Annotated in this window: 8 protein-coding genes; 4 read left to right on the top strand and 4 right to left on the bottom strand. The window is 64.3% G+C overall.

Annotation, left to right across the window (positions count from 1 at the left end; translation table 11 throughout):
* Window positions 1-143: 143 nt before the first annotated feature.
* From FJ973_RS09275 to FJ973_RS09260, 4 genes are all read left to right on the top strand, one after another.
* Window positions 144-1,784 carry an acyl-CoA synthetase gene (locus tag FJ973_RS09275; protein WP_140555454.1) on the top strand — a complete coding sequence of 547 codons (1,641 nt, stop codon included), beginning with the start codon at window positions 144-146 and terminating at the stop codon, window positions 1,782-1,784.
* Between the two features lie 403 nt (window positions 1,785-2,187).
* Entirely contained in the window at window positions 2,188-2,796 is a 609-nt protein-coding gene (locus tag FJ973_RS09270) for a TetR family transcriptional regulator (protein WP_140497843.1), read from the top strand.
* Window positions 2,797-2,852: 56 nt separating this feature from the next.
* Window positions 2,853-3,998 carry an efflux RND transporter periplasmic adaptor subunit gene (locus tag FJ973_RS09265; protein ID WP_140555452.1) on the top strand — a complete coding sequence of 382 codons (1,146 nt, stop codon included), beginning with the start codon at window positions 2,853-2,855 and terminating at the stop codon, window positions 3,996-3,998.
* Between the two features lie 248 nt (window positions 3,999-4,246).
* On the top strand, window positions 4,247-7,396 hold the full coding sequence (locus FJ973_RS09260) for an efflux RND transporter permease subunit (RefSeq protein ID WP_140555450.1): 3,150 nt from the start codon (window positions 4,247-4,249) through the stop codon (window positions 7,394-7,396).
* Window positions 7,397-7,473: 77 nt separating this feature from the next.
* Here FJ973_RS09260 and FJ973_RS09255 read toward each other — a convergent pair whose 3' ends face one another.
* The 4 genes from FJ973_RS09255 to FJ973_RS09240 all read right to left on the bottom strand — a co-directional run bounded on the left by FJ973_RS09255 (window position 7,474) and on the right by FJ973_RS09240 (window position 15,712).
* A complete protein-coding gene (locus FJ973_RS09255; RefSeq protein ID WP_140555449.1) occupies window positions 7,474-9,183 on the bottom strand; it encodes an APC family permease in 1,710 nt (569 codons plus the stop codon).
* 251 nt (window positions 9,184-9,434) lie between these two features.
* A complete protein-coding gene (locus FJ973_RS09250) occupies window positions 9,435-11,804 on the bottom strand; it encodes an aminomethyltransferase family protein (protein WP_140555447.1) in 2,370 nt (789 codons plus the stop codon).
* Window positions 11,805-12,111: 307 nt separating this feature from the next.
* Window positions 12,112-12,738, bottom strand: coding sequence for a sarcosine oxidase subunit gamma family protein (locus FJ973_RS09245; protein ID WP_140555446.1), 627 nt, complete (start codon window positions 12,736-12,738; stop codon window positions 12,112-12,114).
* Complete coding sequence (locus tag FJ973_RS09240) at window positions 12,731-15,712, bottom strand: sarcosine oxidase subunit alpha (RefSeq protein ID WP_140555444.1); 2,982 nt, start codon at window positions 15,710-15,712, stop codon at window positions 12,731-12,733. Before FJ973_RS09240 ends, FJ973_RS09245 begins: the two co-directional genes overlap by 8 nt.
* Window positions 15,713-15,814: the final 102 nt, after the last annotated feature.

Raw genomic sequence — 15,814 nt, 5'->3', positions numbered from 1 at the left:
CGCGGAGGTACGCGATGCCTTTACGCGCGCCAAATCTAGATCATCATTGCGCCAGACGCGCTTTGTCGTGGCATCGTTGCTGGTGACGCGGCCCCAGCCTGTGGTTAGAACTTGTCGGCAAAGGGACATACGGGGAGGACACGATGGGCAACCCTTACGAACAGGATCTCGACAGGAACGCTGCCAACCACCAGCCGCTGACGCCGCTCACCTATCTGGAGCGGGCAGCCAAGACCTATCCCGATCATGTCGCCATCATCCATGGCCGGCAGCGCGTGACGTATCGCGATTTCTGGCGGCGTTCGCTGCAGCTCGCCTCGGCGCTTGCCGGGCGCGGCATAGGCAAGGGCGACACGGTGACGGTGATGCTGTCGAACACGCCGCCGATGCTGGAGGCGCATTTCGGCGTGCCAATGACCAAGGCGGTGCTGCATTCGCTCAACACTCGCCTCGACGCCGCCGTGATCGCTTTCCAGCTCGACCATGCCGGGACCAGAGTGCTTATCGTCGATCGCGAATTCTCCGAAGTGGTTCGGCAAGCGCTTGACCTGGCCAAGGTGAAGCCCCTGGTCATCGACTATGACGATCCCGACTACGCCGCGGACGCTCCCTATCCGAAGGGCGGTCGCATCGGCACTCTCGACTACGAGGCCTTCGTCGCCGAGGGCGAGGGGAATTTTGCCTGGTCGATGCCTGACGACGAGTGGGACGCCATTTCGCTCAACTACACCTCGGGCACGACAGGCAACCCGAAAGGCGTCGTCTATCATCATCGGGGTGCTGCGCTGATGGCCTACGCCAACACCGTCCATGCCGGCATGGCCAAGCACGCGGTCTATCTGTGGACACTGCCGATGTTCCACTGCAATGGCTGGTGCTTTCCGTGGACCTTGGCCGTCCAGGCCGGCACCCATATCTGTCTGCGCTGGGTTCGGCCGAAGCAGATCTACGACGCCATCGCCGACCATGGCGTCACCCATCTGTGCGGCGCGCCGATCGTCATGTCGGTGCTGATCAACGCCAGGGATGAGGACAAGCGCCAGTTCCCGCAAGCCGTCACCTTCAACACGGCCGCCGCGCCGCCGCCGGAAGCGGTGCTCACCGGCATGGCCGATGCCGGCTTCGCCGTCACGCATCTCTATGGTCTGACCGAGACCTACGGCCCGGCGGTGGTGAACGAATGGCACAATGAGTGGGATCATCTGGAGAAGGGGCAGAGGGCCACGAGGAAGGCCAGGCAAGGCGTCCGCTACGCCGCGCTCGAAGGCCTCACGGTGATGGATCCCGAAACGATGACGCAGACGCCCGCCGACGGCCAGACCATCGGCGAGGTCATGTTTCGCGGCAACATCGTCATGAAAGGCTATCTCAGGAACCGCAAGGCCACCGACGAGGCGTTCGCCGGCGGCTGGTTCCACTCCGGCGATCTCGGCGTCATGCATGCGGATGGATATATCCAGCTCAAGGACCGCTCCAAGGACATTATCATTTCGGGCGGCGAGAACATTTCCTCGATCGAGGTCGAGGACGCGCTCTACAAGCACCCGTCCGTTGCGTCTTGCGGCGTGGTGGCGCGGGCGGACGAGAAATGGGGCGAGGTGCCGGTCGCCTATGTCGAGCTGAAGCCTGGCAAGACGGCGACCGAGGCAGAGATCATCGAGCATTGCCGCGCGCTGCTTGCCCGCTTCAAGCTGCCGAAAGCGGTGGTGTTCGCCGAGATTCCCAAGACCTCGACGGGGAAGATCCAGAAATTCCGGCTAAGGGAGATGGCGAAGGAGGCGTAGGCCGCATGGCCGCTCTTGCGATGACCCCGACAATTTGCGGCGGGCCTTGTGACTTCGTCATCCCAGGGCGACGCAAGGACCAGCGACGCGGCGCAGACCCTAGGATCCATGCCCTGATGTCAGTCAAAAAATGAGGCGGATCAGGAAGTTACTGTAGCCCACAGCAGCCATCCTCGACTGCCGGAGCACGGCCGCAAGGCCACGGCATGGATCCTAGGTTTCCGCTACGTCGCTTCGCGACTGCTTCACCCTGGGATGACGAAGTGCGAGGCGAGCCACCCCCCTCACTGTCACCATCTGTCACCATTTTGTACGCGTACGCCGAATCCGTGTTGACATCGCGTTCCTTTCGATTTACGAGTGACGAAAATCAAAATTCATCACTAGTAAATCGAAAGAGGCTATGTCCGAAACCGCCAACCTCGTCGCCGATGCCGCCCGCCAGGAGAATGTAACGCGCATTCTCGATTGCGCCGAGCGCCTGTTCCGGCACTATGGCTACGGCAAGACCAATGTCGCCGACATTGCCCGCGAACTCGGCATGTCGCCAGCCAACATCTATCGCTTCTTTGCTTCCAAGGTCGAAATCCACCAGGCGGTCTGCGGCCGGATGCTCGGGGCCAGCTACAGGATGGCCTACGAGATCATGCATTTGCCGATCAGCGCCGAGGAACGGCTGCGGCGCTACGTGCACGCGCAGTACAAGATGACCATGGAGGTCATGCTCGACGACCAGAAGGTCCATGAGATGGTCATCGTCGCCCTCGAGCGCGATTGGGGCGTTATCGACAAGCATGTCGACAGTATCCATGATCTTTTTGCCGAGGTGATCCGCGAGGGCATCGCGGCCGGCGAATTCAGGGAGCAGGATCCGGTGATTGCGTCGCGCTGCTTCGGCGCGGCCACGGTCATTTTGTGCCACCCGCAGATGGTGGCCCAGTGTCTTGCCAAGACCAACCGGGCAATGCCCGACGACCTCATCGACTATGCGATCAAGGCCTTGAAGAAGTAGCCGCCGCCCGCCGGGCGCCGGTAACGACAATCAATCTCCAGTTTGGGAGTGCTAAGGTGTCTTCGTCCAATTCCATTATCCGCTGGCTGCCGGTTGCCGGCCTGATCGTCGCGTCGCTCGGCCTTGCCGGTTGTTCCCAGGAGAAGGCGGAGGTCAAGGATATCATCCGCCCCGTCAAGGTCGTCGAGATCGGCGCGGCGCAGACCACCCGCCAGCTCGATTATTCCGGCTCGGTGCGTGCCCGCACCGAGATGAATCTCGGCTTCCGCGTTGCCGGCAAGGTCACCGAGAGGCTCGTCGACATCGGCCAGCATGTCACCTCGGGCGACGTCCTCGCCCGCATCGATCCCTCCGATTACGAGCTTTCGGTCAAAAGCGCCGCGGCGAGCCTTGACGCCGCCGAGCGCCAGGTCGAGACGGTGGATCTCGCCAGGAAGCGCGCCGAGCAGCTCTATGCCAAGAATTTCGCGCCGAAATCGCAGCTCGAGCAGGCGACGCTGGCCTACAACCAGGCGGTCGCGACGCGCGATGCCGCCCGCTCGACCCTCGCCCAGGCTCAGAACCAGGTCCACTATACCGACCTCAAGGCGAGCGAGAACGGCATCGTCACCGCGGTCAGTGCCGATGTCGGCCAGGTGGTCGGTGCCGGCACGCCCGTGATGACGGTTGCCGTCGATGGCGAGAAGGAAGTGCTGATCGCGGTGCCGGAAATGGATATTGCCGGCTTCAGGCCGGGCAAGGAGGTCAAGGCAAGCTTCTGGGCGGACGATGCGCTGACGCTTGCCGGCAAGGTCCGCGAAGTGGCCGGCAGCGCCGACCCGCAGTCGCGTACCTTCGCCGTTCGCGTCTCGCTTCCCAACGATCCGCGCGTGCTGCTCGGCATGACCGCCAACGTGCAGGCCTCGATCGACAGCAAGACCCAGCTGGTCTCGATCCCGCTCAGCGCCCTGGCTGAAAAGGACGGCCAGAAGATCGTCTGGGCCGTGGACCGCGGCAGCGACACCGTGCATTCGCGTCCGGTCAAGATCGCGAACTTCACCGCCGATGGCGTCGCGGTTGCCGACGGCCTCAAGCAGGGCGACGTCGTGGTTGCCGCTGGCACCCAGTTCATGACCGACAATCTGAAGGTCAAGCTGTCCGGCGATAGTCTCCAGCAGTCCGCCTCGGCGGCGGACGACGCTGCCACCAGCAGCCTGCGCTGACAGCCAGGCACTACGAAAGCCCCCCTGTCTTGGCGGCGCGAGCCGCAAGACCGGGCAGGCCATGGTTTCCGGGCGGCAGGCGCCCGATCGTCGAGACGCCGGCAAGATGGCTCCCCCGCATCACTGTCGCGTCACACGCGATGCGAGTCTCTCCGCTTGAGGGAGCTTCGCCGCCCGGAAGCCAGACGAAGAACGCATGAACGGCATGATGAACCTGCCCTGCAGATCAATTGGACTGGACTGGCGCCATGACCACCGACAGCAACACTGAAAAGCGGCCTTTCAACCTCTCGCGTTGGGCGATCGGGCATCCGAGCATCGCACGTTTCCTGTTCGGCCTGATCATCCTTGCCGGTGCGCTCGGCCTGATGCGCATGGGCCAGAAGGAAGATCCCGATTTCACCTTCCGCGTCATGGTCGTGCAGGCGATCTGGCCGGGTTCTTCGATCCAGGAGATGGAAGACCAGGTCGTCAACAAGATCGAACGCAAGCTGCAGGAAACGCCGCATCTCGACTTCGTGCGCTCCTACACGCGCGCCGGCAGCGCCATCATCACGGTTCAGATCAAGGGCGACACCAATGCTGCCCAGGTCAACGACGCCTTCTATCAGGTGCGCAAGAAGGTCGGCGACATAGCAGGCGATCTGCCGCAGGGCCTGCTCGGCCCCTATTTCAACGATGAATTCGGCGACACCTTCATCACCTTGCATTCGATCAGCGGCGATGGCTTCAGCTATCCCGAATTAAAGAAGTTCGCCATCCAGGCCCGCGATATGCTGCTGACGACGCCCGGCGTCGAGAAGGCGGTCATCATCGGCGACCAGCCCGAGAAGATCTATATCGACGTCTCGTCCAAGGCGCTAGCCGAGCGCGGCCTGACGCTGACTGACCTGCAGAACGCGATCAAGGGACAGAACAATGTCGACCCGGCAGGCTCTGTCGACACCGGCCTGCGCTCGGTCCGCATTTCGGTCGAGGGCGACGTCACCAGGGCGGCCGACATTCGCGAGCTGCGCTTGCGCGCCGGCAACCAGGTGACGCGCCTTGGCGATATCGCCACCGTGAGCTCGGGGCTGGAGGATCCTTTCGAGCGCAAGTACCGGTTCAATGGCCACGAGAGCGTCCAGCTCGGTGTCGTCATGGCCAAGGGCTTCAACGTCACCGATGTCGGCAAGGACGTCGAGGCGACCTACAAGCGATTCGAGGAGGCGCTGCCCTATGGCGTCTCCGTCGATCAGATATCGGACCAGCCCGAGGTCGTCAGGGACGCTGTCAGCGAGTTCATGCATGCGCTCGGCGAAGCGCTGCTGATCGTGCTCGTCGTCTCGTTCCTGTCGATCGGCTGGCGCTCCGGACTTGTCATTGCCATCGCCATTCCGCTGGTCCTGGCCGCCACCTTCGCCATCATGTACGAGATCGGCATCGACCTGCAGCGCATTTCGCTCGGCGCCTTGATCATCGCCCTCGGCCTGCTTGTCGACGACGCCATGATCGTCGTCGAGATGATGGAACGCAAGCTGGAGGAGGGGCTGGTCAAGATCGAGGCGGCGGGTTTCGCCTATTCCTCGACCGCTTTCCCGATGCTGACCGGCACGCTGATCACCACCGCCGGCTTCATTCCGGTCGGCTTCGCCGCCTCCACCGCAGGCGAATATGTCCGCACGCTGTTCTACGTCGTCGGCATCGCGCTCGTGGTGTCCTGGTTCGTGGCGGTCTATTTCACGCCATGGCTGGGATATATGATCCTCAAGCAGCGCAAGCATGCCGGTTCCCATCACGACGTCTTCGACACCAGCTTCTATCGCCGGCTTCGCTCGACCGTTACCTGGGCCGTGCGCCATCGCATCATCGTGCTGACGATGACGCTGGTGACCTTCGCCACCAGCCTGTGGGCCTTCCAGTTCATTCCGCAGAACTTCTTCCCGCAATCGTCGCGCCCGGAAATCCTCGTCGATCTCTGGCTGCCGGAAGGCACCAGCATCAAGGAAGTCGAAACGCAGGCCAAGGCGCTGGAAGCCAAGATGATGGACGACAAGGACAAGCGCTTCATCGCCACCTATATCGGTGAAGGCGCGCCGCGCTTCTTCCTGCCGCTGGACCAGCAGCTCAGGAATCCTAACTTCGCCCAGCTTCTTGTGATGGCCAATGACGAGCCGGCGCGCGAGCGGCTGATCGTCAAGCTGCGCACCATCCTGGCGCAGGACTTCCCCTCCATCCGCGGCAAGGTCGACCGCTTGTTCCTCGGCCCGCCGACAGGCTGGCCGGTGCAGATGCGCGTCATGGGCCCGGACCGCCAGGAAGTGCGGCGCATTGCCGACCAGGTGAAGGCAAAATTCCAGGCCAACCCGCTGCTCGGCGCCGTCCATGACGACTGGCTGGAACCTGTGCCGGCGATGAAGCTGGTCATCGACCAGGACCGCGCCCGTGCGTTGGGCGTCACCTCGCAGCGCATCCGCCAGATGCTGCAGGCGTCCATGTCCGGCGCGCCGTTGGGCGACTTCCGCGACGGCGAAGAAACGGTGTCCATCGTCGCCCGCGAACCGGATGCCAGTCGCACCCTGCTGTCCTCGGTCGATTCCATCTACATCCCGACCGATTTCGGTGGCTTCGTGCCGCTGTCGCAGGTGGCCAAGGTTGTGCCGGTGCTGGAGCAAGGCGTCGAGTGGCGGCGCGACCGCTTGCCGACCATCAGCGTGCGGGCGACCTTGCCCGACGGCGTGCAGTCAAACGACGTCGTCACCAAGATGTACAACGACATGAAGGGCCTGCGCGACGGCTTGCCGCCCGGCTACAAGATCGAGATCCAGGGCGGTGCCGAGGATTCGGCGGAAAGCCAGGCTTCCATCGCCGCCAAGGCGCCTATCATGCTGGCCGTCATCGTCATATTGCTGATGGTCCAGCTGCAGCATTTCGGCAAGGCTATGCTTGTTCTGGCCACCGGTCCACTCGGCATCATCGGTGCGGCCGCGGCCCTTTTGATCAGCGGCGCGCCGTTCGGCTTCGTCGCCATCCTCGGAGTCATCGCGCTGCTCGGCATCATCATGCGAAACTCCATCATCCTCGTCGACCAGATCGACCAGGACATCGCGAAAGGCATGGAACGCTCCGAAGCGATCATCGGCTCGGCTGTGCGCCGTTTCCGGCCGATCGTGTTGACGGCAATGACCGCGGTGCTGGCGCTGATCCCAATCTCGCGCGGCGTGTTCTGGGGGCCGCTCGCCTACGCCATGATGGGCGGCATTCTGGTTGCAACCGTGCTCACCATCCTGGTGCTGCCCGCTGGCTACGCCCTGTTCTTCGGCCGTGAGCGAAAGAAGGTGCCGACCGACGAACAGACGCCCGAACCGGAAACCGTCGAAGGCGTCGAGAGGCCGCAACTCGCTTTGGCGGCTGAATGAACCAAATCGGCCGGTCTCATTTGAGACCGGCCAATTTCTGTTCTTGCGGAGCCGAAGGCCGCTTGCCCGTCAGGCAATCAGATGACGAAAAACCAGTTGGCGATCAGCATTACCGCCACTCCGGCGACCAGCGTCAGATAGGGCAGCATGCCCGCCTTTTTCACCGAGAGGTCCGCTCCCGCCATGCCGAGGTCGGCCAGCATGTGGTCGGGGAACTTGCCGCCGTCCTGGATGTAATGGCGGAAGCAGAACACCGGGATGATCAGCGCCGCGGTGATCAGCCCGGCCCACAGCGCCATCGGGTTCCACACCTTGGCGCCGGCGCCCATGAAGATCGCGTTGACATAGGCGAAGATCGCCCCGATCCCCAAGAGCCACGTCGGGGCCTTCCATGGCCGCGCGATATGGCCGTTGTCGATGCGATGGATCCAGCCGGCATTGAGGTTGAGGAAGTTGAAGATGATGTAGCCGCAATTGGATACGGCGAGAATGAAGAAGAAGCTCGTCGCGTCGGCCGAGGCGATCGCCAGCACGATCAGGTTGAAGCACAGGTCGGTCCACATCGCCCGCGTCGGCGCGCCATGCTCGTTGACGTGACTGAGGTAGCGCGGCAGCCAGCCGTCGACGGAGCCCTGGTAGAGCGTGCGCGAGGAGCCGGCCATAGCCGTCATGATGCACAGCACAAGCGCCAGGATCATCAGCATCACCAGCAGGCTGTGGATAAGCCCGCCGCCGCCGACCATGCCGGCGAGAGCATCCGCCACGCCTGAGCCGTCAACGATCGGCGTCGCCAGCATGCCGTTGAGGCCGAGCACGCCCTGGAAGGTGAACGGCACCAGGATGAACAGCAGCATGCAGAGCAGGCCGGAATAGAAGATGGCCTTGAAGGTGTCGGTGCCCGGATTCTTGAACTCGGACGTATAGCAGACGGCGGTCTCGAAGCCGTAGGTCGACCAGGCCGCGATGAACATGCCGCCGAGCACCAGAGTCCAGCCGGCGATGTTCCAGGCGCCGGGCTCTGGCGCATAGGCGGCGGCCAAGGGAACCAGCGGCGAGAAATTGGCCCAGTTGATCTGGCCGGTGAAGATCGGCACGACGCCGACGATCAGCATCGGGACGATGACCAGCAGGCCGATATATTTCTGCACATTGGCGGTGCCCAGGATACCGCGATGCTGGATCGAGAAGATCATCAGCATCAGCACGGCGCCGATGAAGAAGGTGGCGTTGAAGGTGAAGGACACCGGACCCAGCGTGTGGCTGAACGCCGACCACGTGCGGATCGCCGGGGTCGCCGCCGCGGTCACCGCGGTAATGGCGTCGGCGGCGCTTGTTCCGGCATGTGCCGTGACATAGGCGGCGACCTCGGGCGACGTGTCGGTAAAGATCGGCACCGGCGCCAGCGCGTTGAGGATATAAGCGGCGGCGATCGAGCAGCCGAGCGAGAGCACCGGCGACCAGGCGAACCAGTTGCACCACACCGACAAGGGCGCGATGAACTTGGAGTAACGCAGCCAGGCGGTGGCGCCGTAGATCGAGGCGCCGCCCGATTTGTTCGGGAACAGGCCGGCGATCTCGGCATAGGTGAAGGATTGCAGGAAGCCCATGACCATGGACACCGTCCAGATCAGGAAAGCGAGCGTCCCGGTCGTGCCGGCAATGCCGCCGATCGAGAACAGGACGAGGGCCGGGACGCCGCTCGCCACCCAGAAGGCGCCGCGCCAGTCGATATGCCTGAGCAGCTTGCTTTCGGCAGGCTGGTCCAGGACTGTGCTTATGGTGCTCATGTCGGTGAATTCCCCTTTTTGATGTTCCCCGCCGGCGACGCCTCGGCTGTGCGAAGCTTGCTCCCGGCCAATATCGCCGCGACTTCAGTGTTTCCACTCAGTCGTATTTTTTTCTTAGGAGTGAAGATTGATCCGGCGCGCTTTCACGTCAAGCGTTTTGTCGCGCCGTGCACATCACGCTTGCGGGCGGGCGCACAAATGTGCCCCGCGGCGCCGCCGATGGGCAATCCCGTATGCCCGGAAGGCCGCGGTCAGGAACGCGGCCTGGTCTTCTGCGGATCGTAATGGGCGAAGGCCACGACTCGCGCCGGCAGCCGCTTGGCGTGGCCGTCGAGCTTGCCGATTTCAACTCGCGCGCCGATGGCGGCGTGGGTGACATCGAGCCGCGCCAGCGCGATGGTCTTGTTCAGCACCGGCGAGCGCATGCCCGACGTGACGACCCCGATCTGGGCGCGGCCGACATGCACGCAATCGCCATGGCCGACCGCGACGTTGGCATCGATGTCGAGCCCGACCAGTTTGTTCTGCGGGTTCTCCTTGCGCCGGATCAGCGCCTCGCGGCCGATGAAGTCGTCGGTCTTGGACTTCAGCGGCACGGTGAAGCCGATGCCGGCCTCGAACGGGTCGGTCTGGTCGGAGAACTCGTAACCGGCGAAGATCAGCCCGGCCTCGATGCGCACCATGTCCAGCGCCTGCAGGCCCATCGGCTTCAATCCATGCGGCTGGCCGGCGGCCCAGATCGCGTCGAAGACCTTTTCGGCGTCGCCCGGATGACACCAGATCTCGTAGCCGAGTTCACCGGTATAGCCGGTGCGCGAGACGACGACCGGAACGCCATTGCCGCCGCCGATGCGCGCGACGGCGAAGCGGAACCATTCCAGTTCCTCGATCGACGGCTGCAGCGGCGAGGTCCAGATCACCTTCCTCAGGATGTCGCGGCTCTTCGGCCCCTGCACGGCGATATTGTGCATCTGGTCGGTGGACGAGCGCACCAGCACGTTGAGGCCGAGCTTTGTCGCCGTCTCGCGCAGCCATTCGCCGGACAGATCGTCGCCGCCGACCCAGCGGAAATTGTCCTTGCCGAGCCTGAGCAGCGTGCCATCGTCGATCATGCCGCCATGCTCGTAGCACATGGCGGAATAGACGACCTGGCCCACGCCGAGCTTCTTGACGTCGCGGGTCAGCGTATATTGCAGCAGCGCTTCGGAATCCGGGCCGGTGACCTCGAATTTGCGCAGCGGCGACAGGTCCATGATCACGGCGTCCTGCCGGCAGGCCCAGTACTCGGCGATCGCGCCTTCCCTGGCGAAGGAATTGGCCAGCCAATAGCCCCTGTACTCGACGAAGTCGCGGGTGTGCTTGGCAAAGCTCGAATGAAAGGAGGTCTCGCGGGTCATTTTCGGTTCCGAATCGGGCGTCATGCGTCTGGCGATCGCACGCGAGAATTTGTGCTGGCCGGAATAGGTGCGCACATGGATGTCGGTCAGGTCCCAGCCATTGGCCGGCGTTGTGTCGTCGGGGCAGGCGGAGGACACGCAGACGATGTCGGTCAGCGCCCGCAGCAGCACATAGTCACCTGGCCGCGACCATGGCTCGTCGGAGACCATGACGCCATGCGCGTCGATTGCCGTGTTGAAGAAGAAGTTGATAGCCATCCAGCCGGCGCGTGGTGTGACGCCCTTGTCCGACAGCGCGCGGTTGAAGTTCTCCGAGCAGTTGGCATGGCCGGGATAGCCGATGTCATCGTAATATTTGGCGGCGCATGCGAGCGCGAAGGCGTCGTGCCGGCCGCATGTGTCCTGCACCACTTCGACCAGCGGCTCCATGTCCTGGTCGTAATATTTCGAGTGCAGCCCCGGCATCGGATAGCTCGATCCCATCAGCGTGCGTGTTGTCGTCACATCGAGCGGATGGTCGAGCCCCTTGTCCAGCTTGCGCGCCGAAAAGCACTGGAAGTCGGTGCATTGGCGCCCGTCGACGTCGATGATCTGCAGATAGTCGCCGGCTTTGACGAAATAGGATTCCGCCGTCGCCGAATGGACGCGCAGGTCGAGCACCGGATCGGCGAGCGGGTCGGCCAATTGGGACTTCGCCGCCGGACGGATGGTGGCACGCCGCACGATCACAGTAAGCGGCGTCGCCGTATCATGGCCGTCGACCAGCATCGGCCCGCCGGGCGCGGCGATCACCACCGAGCCGACGCGCACGATGGTGAAAGCCTGTTCGGTGCCGGCCGGCGTGGCGCCGCCGAATACGCGCACCGCCTTGGCCTGGTCGAGCTGCACCTGCCGGCGCGCGAGCCCGCGCCGCAGGGACGCGAGGCTGTCATCGCCCTCGGCAAGCAGTGCCTTGATGCCGGCGGCATTGCTGTTGGATTTTTCCCCGAGGATGGAGGGATCGGTCGCACCGGTGCCATCCCATGCCAGCAGTTCGCAAGCCTGGCCGCCCTCGACATTGCGCACTGTGATCGTGTCGCCGGCCTCGACCTCGATCAGCACCGCACCATTGCCCTGGACCGTATAGCGCTCCATGCCCGGCGGCAGCGCGATCTGGCCGGGCCGCAGGATCAGGCTCGGCCGGGGTGGTCCGGATGCGACGGCAGGGTAGGGCGACTGGCTCATCTCAGCCTTGCGGTTCGAGAAACAAGTTTGCCTGTGCGTGAAATTATTTTAGCAGCAAGAATAGCAGTGCGGGTGGGTTTGGCAAGGCGGTGGTGGGGCAGGTTCTTCCTTCTCCCCTTGTGGGGTCCGAAGGACGGGGCGAGATCCGTGGCTCGCCCCAGGGCGGTGGATCAGTGCCCAGCGCCGAGACGGTTGAGGGGGTGGGTGACGGCGTGCCGTCATTGCCAAGCTGGAGCACCACTCATCCGACCTCGCTCCGCGAGGCCACCTTCTCCTACAAGGGGAGAAGGGAAGGGCGTGCGCAAGGCTACGTCACTTCCTCGGAATGGCTGATATCCACACCATATTCCGCCGCCGCATCGAGCATCGTGTGCCACAGGCTCTCGGCAAAGGTCGCGAAGACCAGAACGTTGAACACCGCCTGTCCGTCCGCCCGATCATTCCCACGCCAGAGCGTGACGCTGGTGTGATCCATCGAGGTTGCGGCGGCAGAGCCGACCGCGAACACACCGGCATGCAGATCGAGCGATGAAAGCTTGGCCAACATCGCCCGCGCCTTGTCACCGGAGATGCTGATCAGCGCCCGCGCATGCGACTGGTCAGACAGCGAAGCCGATCCGGCAAGCAGAGGAGCAAGCGCCTTCATCCCGTGCTTGCCACTCTTCGACAGCACGAAAAACTGATCCGGCCCGGACCAGATCAGCGTGGCGTCCGCAATCCGCACCGCCTTGGGCGCATCCGGACCGGCAATGCCGAAACACGCCGTCGCAGCCCTGGCCAGGTCACCCGCCTTGCCGCGGCGTGCCATCACTTGCACGAGGTCGAAATTGCGGATCTCGGTCAGCGAAACGCCGGTATCGCCCTGCGCGCCATGCGGACCGACGACCAGCGTGCGGTCGAGAGGGCTGCGCGCATCCCAGGTAAATTCAGCCACGCTGGCGCCCTCCATCCGGGTCGTAGAAGACGGGATTGCACAGTTCGACATCATACTCCTCTGCGCGCAGCGGATCGTGCGCGCGCACGGTCTCGCCGATACGCTCGCGACCACGTTCCACGAGAGCAAGCCCGATCCATTGATCCGATGTCGGCGAGAAGCAGACTGAGGTGACATAGCCCTGGTCGTTATCAGGTCCGGGCGTCTGGCCCTTCGGAACGATGTGCGCGCCGGAGCGCAGCCGCCGCGCCTTGTCGGTCGGCTTGATGCCGACGACGACCTGCCGGTCCGGCGCGACCAGTGCCTCGCGCCCGGCCATGATGCGGCCCACAAAATCCTTCTTGGTCGACATCATCTTGCCCAGGCCGAGGTCGGCGGCCGTGGTCGTGCCGTTCAGTTCCGGTCCGGCGACATGGCCCTTTTCGATGCGCATGACGCCAAGAGCCTCGGTGCCGTATGGCGTCACGCCGAACGGCTTGCCGGCCAGCATCAGATTGCGCACGAGCGCCTCGCCATAGCGCGCCGGCACCGAAATTTCGAACGCCATTTCGCCGGAGAAAGAGATGCGGAACAGCCGCGCCTTGATGCCGCCGCGCAGCGCGACTTCGCGTGCACCCATGAAGGGGAAGCCCTCGTTCGACAGGTCCTCGGCCGGATCGACGATCTCCTTCAGCAGATCACGCGTCTTCGGCCCGGCGACCGAAAACTGCGCCCACTGGTCGGAGACAGAGGTCAGTTGCACATCGAGTTTCGGGAACAGCACCTGCCGGCAGAATTCGAGATGCTGCATCACCAGTCCGGCCTTGGCGGTGGTGGTGGTGAGGAAATAATGATCCTCGGCCAGCCGCGAGGTCGTGCCGTCGTCGTAGACGAACCCGTCCTCGCGCAGCATCAGCCCGTAGCGCGCCTTGCCGACGGCGAGGCTGGAGAAGGTGTTGATGTAGACGCGGTCGAGGAAGGCGCCGGCATCGGGGCCGTGCACGTCGATCTTGCCGAGCGTCGAGACATCGCAGAAGCCGACGCCGGAACGCACCGTCTTGACCTCGCGTGTGACTGATTCCAGCCAGTCCTTCTCGCCCGTGTGCGGATACCATTGCGCGCGCTTCCACAGGCCGGTGTCGACGAAGACGGCACCCTGTTCGGCGGCCCAGTGATGCGAGGGCGTCAGCCTTGTGGCGTGAAAAGTCTCGTCGCGGTGATGGCCGGCAAAGGCGCCGATCGCGACCGGCACATAGGGCGGGCGGTAGATCGTCGTGCCGGTTTCGGGAATGGACTTGCCCGACACCGCGGCCATGATGGCAAGGCCGGCGACGTTGGAGGTCTTGCCCTGGTCGGTCGCCATGCCGAGCGTCGTGTAGCGCTTCAGATGCTCGACCGACTCGAAGCCCTCGCGCTGCGCCAGTTCGATGTCGGAAGCTGTGACATCGTGCTGCTGGTCGACGAACGCCTTGCCCTTGCCGGCGACATGCCAGAGCGGCGTCAACGAGAACGCCTCGTCATCGGCAGTTGGCGCTGTGCCGGCCTTGCCGCTGCGCCCGGCGTCGAGCGCGGCCGCCGCGCCTGCTGCAAACCCTCCCGCCAAACAGGCGCCGAGACCGAACGAGCCATTGGCTGCACCGGCGGCGACCATGCCGGGAGGCGCGCCGTCGGGCACGAAGGCGGCGATGTCGTCGCGCCATTTCGGCCGGCCGCGATGATAGGAGGTGAGCCCGACCGCCGGGTTCCAGCCGCCGGAGACCGCAAGCCCGTCCGCTTCCACTTCGGCTCGCGCGCCGCCGGTGAGAGAGACGGAGATTTTCCTCACACCGTCCTTGCCGCCGTCCGCACGGCTGACGGCGCCATGCAGCACCGGGAAGCCGCTCTTCGAGGCGAGCGAACGATGGGCGGGCGAGACGTCAGGCCGTGCGTCGATGACCGCCGCAATCTGCAAGCCTGCGCCGAGTACTGTCTCGACCGTGCGCCAGCCATCCTCATTGTTGGTGAACAGCGCGATGCGTTTTGCCGGCGCGGCGGCATAGCGCGCGACATAGGTCCGCATGGCCGAAGCCATCATCACGCCGGGCGTATCGTTGCCGGCAAAGACGACCGGCCGCTCGAGGGCGCCGGCCGCGACGACGCAACGCCTGGCCACGATGCGCCACATGCGCTGGCGCACCTGGTGCTCGGGCGGCGAGGGCAGATGGTCGTTGACCCGCTCGATCGCGCCATAGGTGCCGCCATCGTAGACGCCGAACAGCGTCGTGCGGGTCATGATGCGGACATCGGGCATTGCCTCGAGTTCCGCCAGGGTTCGCGACAGCCACTCGGCTGCCGGCAGCCCGTCGATCGTGCCGCCATCCGAGAGCAGGCGGCCGCCGGGGATAAAATCCTCTTCGCACAGGATGACGCGGGCGCCGGAGCGGCCGGCGGCAAGGGCCGCCGCAAGCCCGGTCGGGCCGGAGCCGGCGATCAGCACGTCGCAATGCGCCCAGGCCTTGTCATAGTGGTCGGGATCGGCAACGCCGGCGGCGCGGCCGAGGCCTGCGGCGCGGCGGATCGCCGGCTCGTAGATCGCCTCCCAGAATTTCGCCGGCCACATGAAGGTCTTGTAGTAGAAGCCGGCGACGAAGATCGGCGCGAAGAGCTGGTTGACCGACATCACGTCGAAATGGAGCGACGGCCAGCGGTTCTGGCTGGCGGCCTCAAGCCCTTCATAGAGCTCGGCGGTCGTGGCCTTGGTGTTCGGCTCGCGGCGTGCGCCGGTGCGCAGTTCGACCAGCGCGTTGGGCTCTTCCGAGCCAGCGGTCAGAATGCCGCGCGGACGGTGGTATTTGAACGAGCGGCCGACCAGCTTGACGCCGTTGGCGATCAGCGCCGACGCCAGCGTGTCGCCCTCGAAGCCGAAGAACGTCTTGCCATCGAAGCGGAAGCTCAGCGGTGACGAACGATCGAGGAGGCCGCCAGTGGAGAGACGATTGGACTGGGAGGAAATCACGATGCAGCCCCATGCACTGGCGTCGCGCTGCCCCTCATCGCCCTGCCGCTTCTTACCCTCCCCCTGGTGGGGAGGGTAAGAAGCGGCAGGGCGATGAGGGGC

This window comes from Mesorhizobium sp. B2-1-3 (genome assembly GCF_006442495.1).
GTDB lineage: Bacteria > Pseudomonadota > Alphaproteobacteria > Rhizobiales > Rhizobiaceae > Mesorhizobium.
The sequence above is the reverse complement of the archived record's forward strand: the minus strand, read 5'-3'. Positions and strand labels throughout refer to the sequence as shown.

Coding starts and splice junctions, on each gene's coding strand:
- FJ973_RS09250 (WP_140555447.1), bottom strand. CDS start 11,804: ATGAGCCAGTCGCCCTACCCTGCCGTCGCATCCGGACCACCCCGGCCG.
- FJ973_RS09275 (WP_140555454.1), top strand. CDS start 144: ATGGGCAACCCTTACGAACAGGATCTCGACAGGAACGCTGCCAACCAC.
- FJ973_RS09255 (WP_140555449.1), bottom strand. CDS start 9,183: ATGAGCACCATAAGCACAGTCCTGGACCAGCCTGCCGAAAGCAAGCTG.
- FJ973_RS09270 (WP_140497843.1), top strand. CDS start 2,188: ATGTCCGAAACCGCCAACCTCGTCGCCGATGCCGCCCGCCAGGAGAAT.
- FJ973_RS09260 (WP_140555450.1), top strand. CDS start 4,247: ATGACCACCGACAGCAACACTGAAAAGCGGCCTTTCAACCTCTCGCGT.